A 12,852-nucleotide genomic window follows, 5' to 3' on the forward strand; every position below is an offset into this window, starting at 1 on the left:
CCCCCCCCCGCCCCCCGGGGGGGGGGGGCCCCCCCCCCCCCCCGCCCCCCCCCGCCCCCCCCCCGCCCCCCCCCGCCCCCCCCCCCGCCGCTCGTTGTGAGGCGGGAGCGCTCGGGTGGGCCTGACATTCGTCACGGGGAGGTCGTGACGGGCGATCCGGGGGCGGCTGCGGGTGCGGCGGCAGTGTCGTCCGCATGACGAGATCCACTCTTCCTCCCGCCGTCGCCACCGGTGCGGTTGTGTCGGTCCGGGGCCTGCGTCGCAGCTACGGCGGGGTGCGCGCGGTCGACGGCGTCGACCTCGCGATCGCCCCTGGCGAGGTGGTCGCCCTGCTCGGGCCCAACGGCGCCGGCAAGTCGACGACCATCGACATCCTGCTCGGGCTCTCCCGCCCTGACTCCGGCGATGTCCGGCTGTTCGGGCGGACACCGCGGCGGGCCGTGGTGGACGGGCTGGTCGGGGCGATGCTGCAGTCCGGCGGCATCCCGGACGACATCACGGTGGCGGAGGTCGTCCGGCTGACGGGCGCGTTGTTCCCGAAGCCACTGACCGTTCTGGAGGCGCTGCTCCGGGCAGGTGTCGCCGACGTGGCCGGCAGGCGCTACGGGCGGCTCTCGGGCGGGCAGAAGCAGCGTGTGCGGTTCGCTGCCGCGCTCGTCAGCGACCCGGACCTGCTCGTTCTGGACGAGCCGACCGTCGCCATGGACGTGCATGCCAGGCGCGAGTTCTGGGCGGCGATGCGCGGCTACACGCGCACCGGCCGCACGGTGCTGTTCGCCACGCACTACCTGGCGGAGGCCGAGGAGTACGCGGACCGGGTCGTGCTGTTGCGGGCGGGCCGGGTGGTGGCTGACGGGAGCGTCGCGCAGGTGCGCGCGCTCGCCTCCGGCCGGGTCGTCGCGGCGACCGCGCCGGGCGCGGACCCGTCCACGCTGGGGCAGCTCCCCGGGGTGACGCGGGTGCACGTCGACGGGCCGCGTGTGCGGCTCGAGTGTTCCGACTCCGACGCCGCGTTGCGTGCACTGGTGGTCGGATATCCGCAGGCCCACGACATCGAGGTCTCGGCACAGGGCCTCGAGGACGCCTTCGTCGCGCTGACCGCATCGGAGGGTGAGTGATCATGGGCGCGCTGCTGCTCGCCGAGGTGCGCCGGATCTACCGGTCGCCGCGGTTCCTGATCTTCACGGTGGGCTTTCCCGTCGTCTACTTCGTGGTCTTCACCGGGATCTTCGCGACCGGGCCGGACGCTGCGGCCGCCACGGTGGTGCTGATGGTCAACATGGCCGCGTTCGGGGCGATCTCGGCGTCGCTCAGCACCGGCGGCCGGGTGGCGGTGGAGCGCAGCATCGGCTGGAACCGTCAGCTGCGGCTGACCCCACTCCCCGGGTGGGGATACGTCGCCACCAAGGCGGCCGTCTCGATGCTGGTGGCGCTCCCCGCTCTCGTGCTCGTGTTCGCGGTGGCCGGCGTGCTGAAGGGCGTGGACCTCGATGCGGTGACCTGGGCACGGGTCTTCCTCGCCGCGTGGCTCGGGGTGCTGCCGTTCGCCGCGATCGGGTTGCTGCTCGGTCTCGTCGCGTCGCCCGACTCGGCGCAGGGCATGTCGATGGTGACGATGCTGGTGTTCAGCCTGCTGGGCGGGGTGCTGATCCCGGCACAGGTGCTGCCGTCCGCGATGGTCTCGGTGGCCCACCTGCTGCCCAGCTACTGGCTCGCGACCATCGCACGCGGGCAGGCGAGCGGTGACGGCGTGCCGATCGAGGGCGTGGCCGTCCTGCTGGCGTGGCTGCTCGTCGTGGGGGCGGGCGTTGCGGTGCTGTATCGGCGCGATGCGCTCCGCGTCTGATCTGCGGGGCATGGGCGGAGTTACGGTGATCGGCATGCCACCGTCACCCGGGGACGCGGGCGAGGTCCGCGATCCCACCCGGATGCATCCCCGGCGGTGGTACGTGATGTCGGGCGGGTGGTCGCTGCTCCTCACTCCGTGGATCTACATCGGCGCGACGTCCAGCCAGCCGATCGTCGTCCGGGTGCTGCTGGTGCTTGCGGTGCTGGCCTACATCGCATGCTTCGTCTTCGGTCTGTACGAGGCGATGCAGCGCAACCAGTGGCTGTTCTCGGCGTCGCTCCTCGTGGTGATGTGCGTGCTGTGGCTGGTGACGGCGGCAGGCTTCGGCGCGCAGGACGGGGCGGTCTACACGGTCAGCTACCTGCTCGTCATGGTCATCGCGCTGGTTCCCGCCCCGTGGACCACCGTGGCGGCCGTCGTCGCCTTCTGCGGGGCGGTGGGGTTCGACTGGCTCGTCGGGGACGGCCTGACGGGACCGGACGTCTTCGGGATGGCAGCGATCAGCATCGCGATGCGCGGGCAGTTCTGGCTGGTCAAGGCCAACTCGCAGCTGCGGGAAGCCCGTGAGGAGCTGGCCCGGCTGGCGGTCGCCGCCGAGCGCGAGCGGATGGCGCGCGATCTGCACGACGTGCTCGGGCACAGCCTCACGACCATCACGGTCAAGGCCGGGCTCGCCCGGCGGCTGCTCGAGCGCGGCGATACGGGGCGTGCGGCCGAGGAGGTGACCGACGTCGAGCAGCTCGGCAGGCAGGCGCTTGCCGAGGTGCGCTCGACCGTCGCGGCGAACCGCGTGGCCTCACTGGGACGCGAGCTCGCGGGAGCCCGGGAGGCTCTGCGTGCGGCGGGCATCGAGGCGGACCTGCCGGCCGCCGTGGACAACGTGCCGCCGGACCGGCAGCAGGCGTTCGCGCACGTGGTGCGGGAAGGGGTCACCAACACGATCCGGCACAGCGGGGCGGGGAACTGCACGGTGCGCCTCACCCCGACCTCGGTGGAGGTGGTCGACGACGGTGTCGGCAGCCAGGACGGAACGCCGGCAGGTCACGGGCTCAGCGGCCTCACCGAGCGGCTCGCGGCGATCGGGGGCCGGGTCGACGCCGGTCCGACGCCCAGCGGCGGCTACCGCCTGCGCGCCGAGGTCCTGCCGCGCTCCGGCCCCGTCCGGCGGCCGGAGCCTGCCGGATGATCACCGTGCTGCTCGCCGACGATCAGGCGCTGATCCGTGGCGCGTTGGCGGCGATGCTCGGCCTGGAGCCCGACATCGAGGTGGTGGCCCAGGTCGGGTCGGGCGCCGAGGTGGTTCCCGCCGCGCTGCGGACCCTGCCGGACGTCGCGCTGCTCGACGTCCAGATGCCAGGTGGGGACGGCCTCGATGCCGCCGGTGCGTTGCGCGCCGTGCTTCCGACCTGCCGTGTCGTCGTGCTCACGACGTTCGGCAGGCCGGGCTACCTGGCCCGTGCCATGCGCGCCGGTGCGGCGGGGTTCGTGGTGAAGGACGCTCCGCCCGAACAGCTCGTCGACGCCGTGCGCCGGGTGCATGCGGGCCTGCGGGTGGTGGATCCGGTGCTCGCGGCCGAGTCGCTGTCCACCGGGACGAGCCCCCTGACCGACCGTGAGCGGGACGTGCTGGTCGCCGCGGCCGACGGTGCCACGGTGGCGGACGTGGCGGCGCGGCTGCACCTGTCGGAGGGCACGGTGCGCAACCACCTGTCCGCGGCGATCGGCAAGACATCGGCCCGCACCCGTGCCGAGGCCGTGCGCCTGGCGGACGAGCGCGGCTGGTTGTAGGTCAGCCCGTCAGCTCGCCGCGGATCCCGGCGAGGACGAGGGAGAGCCCGTAGTCGAAGTGTGCGTTCGGATGCGGGGCCGCGAGGTCGTCACGGGCGGCGAGCAGGTGCGGATGCTCGGTCGGATCGAGTGCGGCGTCCAGTCGGTTGCGGGCGTCCTTCCCGCTGTCGGGGAGAGCGGCGGCGAGCTGCTCCTCGGTGACGTGGGCGACGACGTAGTACGTGAGGGTGTCGGTGGCCCAGGTCGCTGAACGGTGGTCGAGCCCCGCTCCCACCAGCAGCCCCACCATGGTCTCGCCGTAGGCGAGGGCGTTGGGCAGGGGGAAGAAGCTGCCGGAGAACAGGCGGGCGCCGTCGCGGCGTGACAGCAGCGCCCGGCGTAACCGGCGCGCCACGTCGGCGGCGAGCTCGTCCCACGGCTGTCCTGCGGGGAGGTCGGCGGGGAGCCCCGTGAGGAGCGCGTCGGCCATCGCCTCCAGCAGAGCCTGCTTGCTGCGGAAATGCCAGTAGGTAGCCCCATTCCGGACGTCCAGCGCGTCGGCGAGCCTGCGCATGGTCAGATGCTCCAGGCCGACCTCGTCCAAGAGGTCAAGGGCGACGGCGACCACGTGGTCGCGGGTGAGTCGCACGTGGGCCTCCCGAAATCTGATTGCCGGAGCGGTGAGTATGACGCATTCTTCAACGGCGTTGAAGTTCAACGTCGTTCAAGGAGGACAGGTGCTCATCCGCAACACGCCGTGAGGTCTGCCGGGCCGCGCCCTCCCCGGGCGCGGCCCATTCCGTTCCGACGATCACGAGGAGGCCACATGCGTACGGTCCGGTTCCACACCTACGGCGGTCCGGAGGTGCTCTCCGTCGAGGAGACGCCGGTTCCACGGCCCGCGGAGGGAGAGCTCCTGGTCGAGGTCGCGGCGGTCGGCGTCAACCTCCCGGTCGTACGGCTCACCCGCGGTGGCCCTGGCGGCGCCGACGTCCCGCTGCCGCACGCGCCCGGCGGTGACGTCGTCGGGAAGGTGGCGGCCGTTGGCGCCGGCGTGACCGGGTGGGAGCTGGGTCGGCGGGTGGCTGCACTCGCCCCCACCGGTGCCTACGCCGAGTACGTATCGGTACCCGCTGCCCTCGCGGCGCCGGTTCCCGGTGGGATCGACGACGAGGCAGCCGTGCAGATGGTGCGCGGTGGCCAGGTGGCGCTGGGCGTGTTGCGTGCGGCCGGTCTGCAGGGCGGGGAGGGCGTCCTGGTCACTGCGGCGGCAGGCGGCGTCGGCCATCTGTCGGTGCAGCTGGCGCGGATCCTCGGCGCGGCGCGTGTGGTCGCGGCGATCGGGCCTGCGGCCGGTGCAGCGAAGACCGACGCGCTGCGGGCGGTCGGTGCCGACCAGGTGATCAGCTATGACGAGCTGTCCGCAGGTGGGGTGGAGCCGGTCGACGTCGTCCTCGACGGCGTCGGCGGCGAGGTCCAGAGAGCGTGCCTCGAGGCCCTCGCTCCGATGGGCAGGCTCGTCGCCTTCAGCGGCGCAGGCACCACCGTCGATGTCAACGAGCTGCGCATGCACTCCAGGACGATCATCGGGTTCGCGATGGCCCACTTCGCCGGCGGTCGGCCCGAGGTCTACGCCGAGCACCGCCGGGAGTTGTGGGACCTGCATCTTCAGGGCCGGCTCCGCCCGCTCGTCCACGACGTGCTCCCACTGGAGCGGGCCTATGAGGCCCACCGGATCGTCGAGGGTCGTGGGAACGTTGGCCGTGTGCTGCTCCGGCCCGGCGCCCGGTGCTGAACAGGACCCACCCGCACGTGCAACCTGGACCGGCCGATCGATCGCTACTCTGGCGATCGTGAGCGACGTGACTACCGCTTCCGGGACGGGAACGACGCCACCGGGATCTTCGCCACTACGGGACCTTGGTGCCGCATTGCGCGAATGGGCCACCACCGGTGTGGGGGTCGTCCGCGTCCTGGACCGCCACGGGTTCGGCACGGTCGAGAGCGGCCAGCTCGTGGCGGGCACCGCCGCGGGCTCCGTGGCAGGCGCCCTGTACCGCGGCGCTCTCGACGATGCGGTCGGCCCGCTCGCCGCCGCTGCCGTGGGCGGGCCGCGCACCCAGGAGGCCCACGTGTCCGAGGCCGTCGCGCTCGACGTCGGCCTCGCCTGCGCCGGTGGCGCCACGCTGCTCGGCCATCCGTTGCCCGCGGAGCCCGCGTTCGCGCTCGGAGAGGCGCTCGAGCGCGAGATGCCCGCGGCGCTGGTCTCCACCACCGGCGGAGGCGGGGCGCTGGTGCTCAGCGGTCCGGAGCTCGGCGACGTCCACGGCGGGCTCGGCTCTCCCGAGCTCGACGCCGCTGCGGTGGACGCCGCCCGGCAGTTGATGCGGCGCGGGGCCACGGTCACCGAGCGCGTCCAGGTCGAGGGCGACGAGCTGCTGCTGGATCTGTGGGTGCCGGTGCCCTCCGTGCTGGTGGCCGGGGCAGGAGCGATCGGTGAAGCCCTGGTCGCGCAGGCCAGGCTCCTCGGCTGGAGCGCCCGCACCGAAACCGAGCTCTCCGTCGTGCAGGCCGCGGTGGGCGCCTTCACCGATGCCGACGTCCTCGTACTGCTCGACCACGCCCCGTCGTTCGACGCCGTGCTCGTCGACGGGCTGCGTCGCGGGCGCGGGTTCATCGGCGCGCTCGGCTCCCGCCGCACCCAGACGGTCCGCAGGCAGCGGCTGCTCAAGGCCGGTCTCACCGAGGCCGATCTGGCAGCACTACGCGGTCCCGTCGGTCTCGACCTGGGTGCCCGCACCCCCGCCGAGACCGCGGTGTCCATCGTCGCCCAGGTGATCGCCGCCCGGTCCGGACGCGCCGGCACGGCCCTCGCCGCCACGGACGGTCGGATCGGCGGATGACGGCGCCGCCGGGCCCCCGGTTCGGCCGGCAGGTCCCCTCGGAGGCACCGACCGAGCCCCTGCGTGGCACGCGGGCTCCGGCGGCTGTGCTCGAACGCCCCCGGCGTGGTCGCTGGTTGTTCCGGCTGCTGGTCGGCGGCCTGCTCGTCGCCGTGGCGGTGGTGGGTGGCACCGCGTTCCGGGTGTGGCAGGTGGCGCGGGTCGACGACCGCCGCCCGGTCGACGCCGTGGTCGTGCTCGGTGCCGCGCAGTACGACGGTGACCCCAGCTCCATCTTCGCCGCCCGGCTGCGCCACGCCGAGGAGCTCTACGAGGACGGGCTGGCCCCGCGCATCGTCACCACCGGCGGCGGGCGTCCCGGCGACGTCTACACCGAGGCCGAGGCCGGCCGGCGCTACCTGATCGACCGTGGCGTGCCCGCCCAGGCCGTCATCGCGGTGGGGGAGGGCTCGGACACGCTGCTCAGCCTGCAGGCCGTGGCGGCCAGGGCGAAGCAGGACGGCTGGCAGAGCGCGGAGATCGTCAGCGACCCGTGGCACTCCCTGCGCGCCCGCACGATGGCCCGTGACAGCGGGCTGATCGCGTGGACGTCGCCCACCCGCACCGGGCCCGTGGTGCAGACCCGTGAGACGCAGTTCCGATACATCGTCCGCGAGACCGGGGCGTTGCTGTACTACCGGCTCACCCACGCCTCGGTGGACACCCAGACCAGCGGGCTCGGCTGACAGCGTGACCGACCTCGGAAGGGGCGGCTACGGCGAGCACGACACGGCCCGCCTGAACCCCGAGCCGCCCAAAGGCAGCGGGCGGCCCGAACGCCGCAGCCCGTTCTCCCGCGACCGGGCCCGGGTGCTGCATTCGGCCGCCCTGCGCAGGCTGGCCGGAAAGACGCAGGTCGTCGGCCCGGGGGAGGGCGCGGAGATCACCGGCGTGCCGCGCACCCGGCTGACGCACTCCCTGGAGGTCGCGCAGATCGGGCGCGGGATCGCCGAGGAGCTGGGCTGCGACCCCGACATCGTCGACACGGCAGGGCTGGCACACGACATCGGCCACCCGCCGTTCGGCCACAACGGCGAGCGGGCGCTCGACGAGTTCGGCGTCGCGTGCGGTGGGTTCGAGGGCAACGCGCAGACGCTGCGGATCCTCATGCGGCTGGAGCCGAAGATCGGCGACAGCGGGCTGAACCTGACCAGGGCCTCGCTCGACGCGTCGTGCAAGTACCCGTGGGTGCACCGGCCGGGCGACCGCAAGTACGGCGCGTACGTCGTCGACGCGGAGCTGTTCGCCTGGGTCAGGGAGGGCGCGCCCGGTGACCGGAGGTGCATCGAGGCCCAGATCATGGACTGGGCCGACGACGTCGCGTACTCCGTGCACGACGTGGAGGACGGCATCGTGAGCGGTCGCATCGACCTCGCCGCCCTCGCGTCCCCCGTGGAGAGAGCGGCCGTGGTGGAGCTCGCCGCCACCCACTTCGGCGCCTCGGCGGATGCGCTCGCGGAGGCGGCGGACGCGTTGATCGCACTGCCGGTGGTCGCGGCCGTGCGGGGATTCTCGGCGGCGACGGCCGCGGCGCCCGCGCAGGCAGCGCTCAAGCGGCTCACGAGTGAGCTGGTCGGCCGATTCGCGCTGGCCGCGGGCGATGCCACCCGTGCGGCGTACGGAGAAGAGGCGCTTCGCCGGTACTCCGCCGACCTCGTGGTTCCACCAGGTGCCGGGGCGGAGGTCGCGCTGCTCAAGGCCGTCGCGCTGCGGTATGTGATGAGCGATCCCGGCAGACGCGCGATGCAGGCACGTCAGCGGGAACTGCTCGCCGAGCTCGCCTCGGCACTGCTGGCGAAGGCCCCGGACGCGCTGGATCCGCTCTTCGCCGAGCACTGGGCGGAGGCGCCGGACGACGCCGCTCGGCTGCGGGTCGTGCTCGATCAGGTCGCCGTGCTCACCGATCAGCAGGCCGTCGCCCGGCACGCCGCGCTCGCCAGGCGCGGTTAGTTGCAGTACGCCGTATCGGGGCGGACGAACAGCACCACGCGGACCGCGGCGTCGCTGGGCGGTCCGTCGAACCTGCTGGAGTAGCGCTCGGCGAGCTCGGCGTAGAACGCCGCTTCCGGATCCGGCTCGATCCGTTCCACCCGTCCCCGGAGCTCGACGAAGCGGGGCGGCCGGTCGGGGTCGTCGATGGCCACGGAGACGCGCGGGTCGGCCTGCACGTTGCGGTACTTCTGGCGTTCCGACGTGTGCGTGAACCGCAGGTGCGTCCCGTCCCACGCGAACCACATCGGGTTCACCTGTGGCGACCCGTCCGGACGGACCGTGCCCAGGTGCGCGATCAGTGGCCGGGTCAGCAGATCGATGTGGGTATCAGGCACGACGGGGCCGGTCATGGCACCGACGCTAGGACCTTGGGCACGAGGGTTCCCGCGTGTCGTGACGCCCGTCTCGTCACGGATCACCCCGCCGTCTCGTCCCCTTCGTGATCGGACGTCGTATTTCGAGGAGGGCGACATGAGCGCACGTGTTCCGGCGGTGCCTGCCGAAGAGGCGGGAGTGGTGGGCCGGCTGATGTATCGGCTGATGCGGAAGAAGTTCGGGGACGTCCCGGAGCCGTTCGCGGTGCTGCGCCACCACAAGCGGCTGTTCTGGGCCTCGACCATCTCGGAGGCCGCGTACGACCGCGCGTCCACGGTGCTGCCCGCGCGGTTGCGGGAGCTCGCGGTGTTCCGCGTGGCGACCGTCGTCGGGTGCTCGTGGTGCGTCGACTTCGGCACGATGCTGCAGCGTCTCGGCGGCCTGGACGTCGAACGGCTCCGGCACATCGACGAGTACGCGACGCACCCGCTCTTCGAGCCCGTCGAGCGGCGCGTGCTCGCCTACGCCGACGCGATGACGGCCCTCCCGCCGACCGTGACCGACTCCCAGGTTGCCGAGCTGGAGGCGGAGCTGGGGCGGGCGGGCCTGATCGAGCTCACCCACTCCGTCGCGCTGGAGAACATGCGGGCCCGCGCCTACCACGCCCTCGGCATCGTCGATCAGGGCTTCGACACGGCGTGCCAGGTACGCCTGTCGGGCTGACCGCGGGTCAGGCCGGGAGGCGCTCCAGTTTCTCCGGGTTGAGCACCGAGTAGAGCCCCGAGATCCGGCCGTCGCGGACGGAGACGGCGGTGACGCCCGGGCCCGTCTCGCCGTAGGAAGGGGTCAGGAACCCGGTCTCGCCGTTGACCTCGACCGGGACCCACCCCTTGGTGAACGCGGGACCGTAGCGCTCCAGCAGACCGAGGATCAGGCGCATCACCTTGTCCGCACCGACGATGGTGCGGCGCGCCGCCTTCGTCCGCCCGTCGGAGTCGTTGACCCACACGGCCTCGGGGTGCAGCACCGCGAGCAGCGCCGGGCCGTCGGCGCGGGAGATCGCCTCGGCGAAACGCGTGAGCAGCGCGCCCACCTCGGCCGTCTGCGCCTGTGCCTGCGACGGCGGGTCGGCCTCGGCGACGATCCGCCGTGCCCGCGCGGCGTGCTGACGCGCGGCGGCTTCGCTGCAGCCGAGCACGTCGGCGATCTGGGCGAACGGCAGCGCGAGCGCGTCGTGCAGCACGAACGCCACCCGCTGCGGCGGCGTGAGTTGCTCCAGCACGACCATGGCTGCCATGCGCACGCCCTCGTCGCGCACCACGGTGGCGAGCGGGTCGTCGGTGTCGCCGGTGGTGATGAGGGGTTCGGGCAGCCACGGTCCGACGTACCGCTCGCGGCGCGCCGCGGCCGAGCGCAAGCGGTCGAGGCACAGGCGGCCGACCACGGTGGTGAGCCAGGCCCGCTCGTCGCGAATCCCGGCCCGGGTTGCGTCGTCCAGCCCGGCGAGGCGCAGCCAGGCCTCCTGCACGGCGTCCTCGGCGTCTGCGAGGCTGCCTGTGATGCGGTAGCCGATCCGGATCAGGTGTGCCCGGTGCGCTTCGAACACTTCGACGTCCGCGTCCACGGCAGTTGAAACTACGCGGCCGACCTGGAGGTGCAAGCACGTGCTGATCGTCGACGGCCTGGTCCGGCGGTTCGGTCCCGCGGTGGTGCTGGCGGGTGTCGGTTTCTCGCTCGAGCCCGGCCGGGCGGCGGCCGTGGTCGGACCCAACGGCGCGGGCAAGACCACCCTCCTGCGCTGCGTCGTCGGCGCCGACCGGCCCGACGCGGGTGAGGTGCGTCTCGACGGCCGCCCGCTGCGCGAGGACGACCCGCGGGTCCGCGCCACCGTCGCGAGCGTGCTCGACGACGTCGAGTTCTTCCCTGACCTCTCGGTGGCCGAGCACCTCGACCTGCTCGCCAGGGCACACGGCGCAGAGCCCGACACCGCCCCGGTGCTCGCCGAGCTGGGCCTGGCGGCGCTGGCCGACCGGACTCCCGTGGGCCTCTCCAGCGGCGAGCGCAGACGCCTGGCGCTGGCCTCCTGCCTCGTGCGCCCGCGCCGCCTGCTCGTGCTCGACGAGCCGGAGCAGCGGCTCGACGCGGAAGGCCGGCAGTGGCTGGTGGAGCGGCTCGAGCAGGAGAAGGCCGCCGGCCGCGCCGTGCTGTTCGCCTCGCACGACACTGCCGTCGTCGACGCGGTGGCCGACCAGACGGTCGAGCTCGGTACATGACCGCCGCCCCGACGGTGCAGGTGCCGAGAGCCCGGGAGGTGCGCACTCACCTCGCCCGCGCCCGGCGGGCCCAGCGCGCCGCGGCCGGGAAGGGGCAGGAGCGCGACTGGTACACCCCGCTGCTCGCGGTGGCCGTGCTCACCGGGTTGCTGGTGCAGGGGGTGCGCCGGGTGATGGGCGCCGAGGCGAGCCCGCTGCCGCACGCACCGCACGTCGGGCTGCTGCTCGGCGCCGTCGGGCTGGTGCTCGCGGGTCTGGTGCTGCGCGCGGCCCTGGCGCTGGGCCCGATGCTGGCCGGTCCGGCGGTACGGCACTGGCTGCTCGCCGGCACCGTCGACCGCGCCGCCATGCTCCGGCCTCGCTACCTCGCCCTGGCTGTAGCGGCGACGCTGGCCGGGGCGGGCGGCGGGGCACTGGCGGCTCTGGTCGCCGCGGTGGCCCCGCCCTGGTGGGAGGCGGTGTGGTGGGCGGCCACCGGAGCGGGTGCCGCGGCCGCGCTCGCATCTGCGGCCGTGATGTGGCAGGCGGGTGACGCTCGCACCGGCCGGTCCGTGGGCACCGCACTCGTGGCGGCAGGCGCGGCGAGCGTCGCGGCAGCGCTGCTCGTTCCCCGCGCGTCCGCCCTCCCGGCCCTGCCTGCCCCCGCGGCCACCACCGCCGCGTGGGTGCTCGCCCTGCTCCTGTTCGGATACGGGTGGCGGCGCCTCGGTGTCCTGGACCGGGCTGCTCTGGGAGCCGGGAGCGGGCTCGCCGCCGCCGTCCAGGCTGCGGGGACGTTCATGGAGCCCGCGCTGCTGCTCGGCCTGCTGGAGGAGCGGCGCTGGCGCTCCGCCCGCCACGGGCGTTCGCGTCCCGGGCGCGGTTTCGGGTACGGCGCGTTGGTGCACTCCGACCTGCGCCGCGTGCTGCGCACCCCCGGCGCGGTGGCGCTCGCGGTGGGCCTGCTGCTCGTGACCTACGCGGCTGCCGGCGTGCTGCCCGCCGTGGCCGTGCCGCCCGTCGCCGTCGTCGCCGCGTACGCGGTGGCGAGCCGGGTGGCGTCGGGCGTGCGGGCCGTCACCCGCTCCGCTGCCCTGCGGCGTTCGGTCGGTGGCACCGACCGTGCGCTGATCATGGTGCATCTCGTCGCGCCCCTCGTGGCCGTGGCCGTGTGGACGGCCGCCCTGCTCCCCGCGCTGCTCCTGCTGAACCCGATCGCGGTGCTGCTGATCCCGCTCGGAGCGGTCGCCGTGGTCGAACGCTCGGCCACCCGGCCCGCGCCCGACTACGGCGCGGCCGTGTTCGAGACGGGAATGGGAGGCGTCCAAGTGGATCTCGTGCGTCAGTTGGTGCGCGGACCAGCGCTGCTGGCGGGTCTCGCGGCGGTCCAGCTCCTGCTGCCACGGTGACGGTCGGCCGAAGGTCCGAGCAGGTTCTCGGGTAATCCGTAACTCCGACCGAGGCGCCTCTCAGGTTGCGCGGCGCAAGGTGGACATATGGACCCATTCGTCGTACTCACGATGGTCGGAGCTGCGGCGGGACTCGCTGTGCTGCTGGTCATGGCACTGACGCCGCTGTTCATCGACCGGTATCGGCCCCGCCCCGACCGTCCACTCGAACCGGCCGCGAAGCCGGGCCCCGACCCGACCGTCGTGATTCCCACCCAGCGCGGGGCGCTCGGTCTCGTGCCGCCCGCCTCGCGCGTGGCGAGATTGCACGCAGCGTCTCAGTAGCC

The 12,852-nt window shown here is 73.7% G+C and carries 15 protein-coding genes; 12 read left to right on the plus strand and 3 right to left on the minus strand.

Features of this window, described 5'->3' with window-relative positions; translation table 11 throughout:
* Nucleotides 1-194 precede the first annotated feature (194 nt).
* Genes MMF94_RS17455 through MMF94_RS17470 form a run of 4 tightly spaced genes read left to right on the plus strand, consistent with a single transcriptional unit; the run spans nt 195 to nt 3,637 of the window.
* Nucleotides 195-1,118, plus strand: a complete 924-nt coding sequence (locus MMF94_RS17455; RefSeq protein ID WP_241037888.1) for an ABC transporter ATP-binding protein — start codon at nt 195-197, stop codon at nt 1,116-1,118.
* A gap of 2 nt (nt 1,119-1,120) precedes the next feature.
* The gene (locus MMF94_RS17460; protein ID WP_241037889.1) at nt 1,121-1,846 is read left to right on the plus strand and encodes an ABC transporter permease; all 726 of its coding nucleotides are present in this window, start codon (nt 1,121-1,123) and stop codon (nt 1,844-1,846) included.
* Between the two features lie 34 nt (nt 1,847-1,880).
* Entirely contained in the window at nt 1,881-3,035 is a 1,155-nt protein-coding gene (locus MMF94_RS17465; protein ID WP_241037890.1) for a sensor histidine kinase, read from the plus strand.
* Nucleotides 3,032-3,637 (plus strand): response regulator transcription factor, encoded by a 606-nt coding sequence (locus MMF94_RS17470; RefSeq protein WP_241037891.1) that lies wholly within the window; start codon nt 3,032-3,034, stop codon nt 3,635-3,637. Before MMF94_RS17465 ends, MMF94_RS17470 begins: the two co-directional genes overlap by 4 nt.
* 1 nt (nt 3,638) lies before the next feature.
* Here the strand turns inward: MMF94_RS17470 and MMF94_RS17475 are convergent, their stop codons facing one another.
* Nucleotides 3,639-4,265, minus strand: coding sequence for a TetR/AcrR family transcriptional regulator C-terminal domain-containing protein (locus MMF94_RS17475; RefSeq protein ID WP_241037893.1), 627 nt, complete (start codon nt 4,263-4,265; stop codon nt 3,639-3,641).
* Nucleotides 4,266-4,442: 177 nt separating this feature from the next.
* Between MMF94_RS17475 and MMF94_RS17480 the strand changes: the two genes are divergently transcribed.
* The 4 genes from MMF94_RS17480 to MMF94_RS17495 are packed head-to-tail and all read left to right on the plus strand — an operon-like array spanning nt 4,443 to nt 8,508.
* Nucleotides 4,443-5,411, plus strand: coding sequence for a quinone oxidoreductase family protein (locus MMF94_RS17480; RefSeq protein WP_241037894.1), 969 nt, complete (start codon nt 4,443-4,445; stop codon nt 5,409-5,411).
* 58 nt (nt 5,412-5,469) lie between these two features.
* A complete protein-coding gene (locus MMF94_RS17485; RefSeq protein WP_241037895.1) occupies nt 5,470-6,519 on the plus strand; it encodes an XdhC family protein in 1,050 nt (349 codons plus the stop codon).
* The gene (locus MMF94_RS17490) at nt 6,516-7,244 is read left to right on the plus strand and encodes a YdcF family protein (RefSeq protein ID WP_241037896.1); all 729 of its coding nucleotides are present in this window, start codon (nt 6,516-6,518) and stop codon (nt 7,242-7,244) included. Before MMF94_RS17485 ends, MMF94_RS17490 begins: the two co-directional genes overlap by 4 nt.
* Before the next feature lie 4 nt (nt 7,245-7,248).
* On the plus strand, nt 7,249-8,508 hold the full coding sequence (locus tag MMF94_RS17495) for a deoxyguanosinetriphosphate triphosphohydrolase (RefSeq protein ID WP_241037897.1): 1,260 nt from the start codon (nt 7,249-7,251) through the stop codon (nt 8,506-8,508).
* Here MMF94_RS17495 and MMF94_RS17500 read toward each other — a convergent pair.
* Entirely contained in the window at nt 8,505-8,900 is a 396-nt protein-coding gene (locus MMF94_RS17500; RefSeq protein WP_241037898.1) for a PPOX class F420-dependent oxidoreductase, read from the minus strand. The two genes, MMF94_RS17495 and MMF94_RS17500, sit on opposite strands and share 4 nt — an antisense overlap.
* A gap of 121 nt (nt 8,901-9,021) precedes the next feature.
* Here MMF94_RS17500 and MMF94_RS17505 point away from each other — a divergent pair, with 121 nt between their 5' ends.
* Nucleotides 9,022-9,588, plus strand: a complete 567-nt coding sequence (locus MMF94_RS17505; RefSeq protein WP_241037899.1) for a carboxymuconolactone decarboxylase family protein — start codon at nt 9,022-9,024, stop codon at nt 9,586-9,588.
* A gap of 7 nt (nt 9,589-9,595) precedes the next feature.
* Here MMF94_RS17505 and sigJ read toward each other — a convergent pair whose 3' ends face one another.
* Entirely contained in the window at nt 9,596-10,489 is an 894-nt protein-coding gene (sigJ, locus tag MMF94_RS17510; RefSeq protein WP_241037900.1) for an RNA polymerase sigma factor SigJ, read from the minus strand.
* A gap of 40 nt (nt 10,490-10,529) precedes the next feature.
* Between sigJ and MMF94_RS17515 the strand changes: the two genes are divergently transcribed.
* The 3 genes from MMF94_RS17515 (at nt 10,530) to MMF94_RS17525 (ending at nt 12,850) form a co-directional block, all read left to right on the plus strand.
* Nucleotides 10,530-11,138: an ABC transporter ATP-binding protein gene (locus MMF94_RS17515; protein WP_241037902.1), complete on the plus strand. Its 609-nt coding sequence runs from the start codon at nt 10,530-10,532 to the stop codon at nt 11,136-11,138.
* Nucleotides 11,135-12,526, plus strand: a complete 1,392-nt coding sequence (locus tag MMF94_RS17520) for a DUF6297 family protein (protein WP_241037903.1) — start codon at nt 11,135-11,137, stop codon at nt 12,524-12,526. Before MMF94_RS17515 ends, MMF94_RS17520 begins: the two co-directional genes overlap by 4 nt.
* Before the next feature lie 87 nt (nt 12,527-12,613).
* Nucleotides 12,614-12,850 carry a hypothetical protein gene (locus MMF94_RS17525; RefSeq protein WP_241037905.1) on the plus strand — a complete coding sequence of 79 codons (237 nt, stop codon included), beginning with the start codon at nt 12,614-12,616 and terminating at the stop codon, nt 12,848-12,850.
* Nucleotides 12,851-12,852 lie beyond the last annotated feature (2 nt).

Source organism: Pseudonocardia alaniniphila (assembly GCF_022524485.1).
Lineage (GTDB): Bacteria > Actinomycetota > Actinomycetes > Mycobacteriales > Pseudonocardiaceae > Pseudonocardia > Pseudonocardia alaniniphila.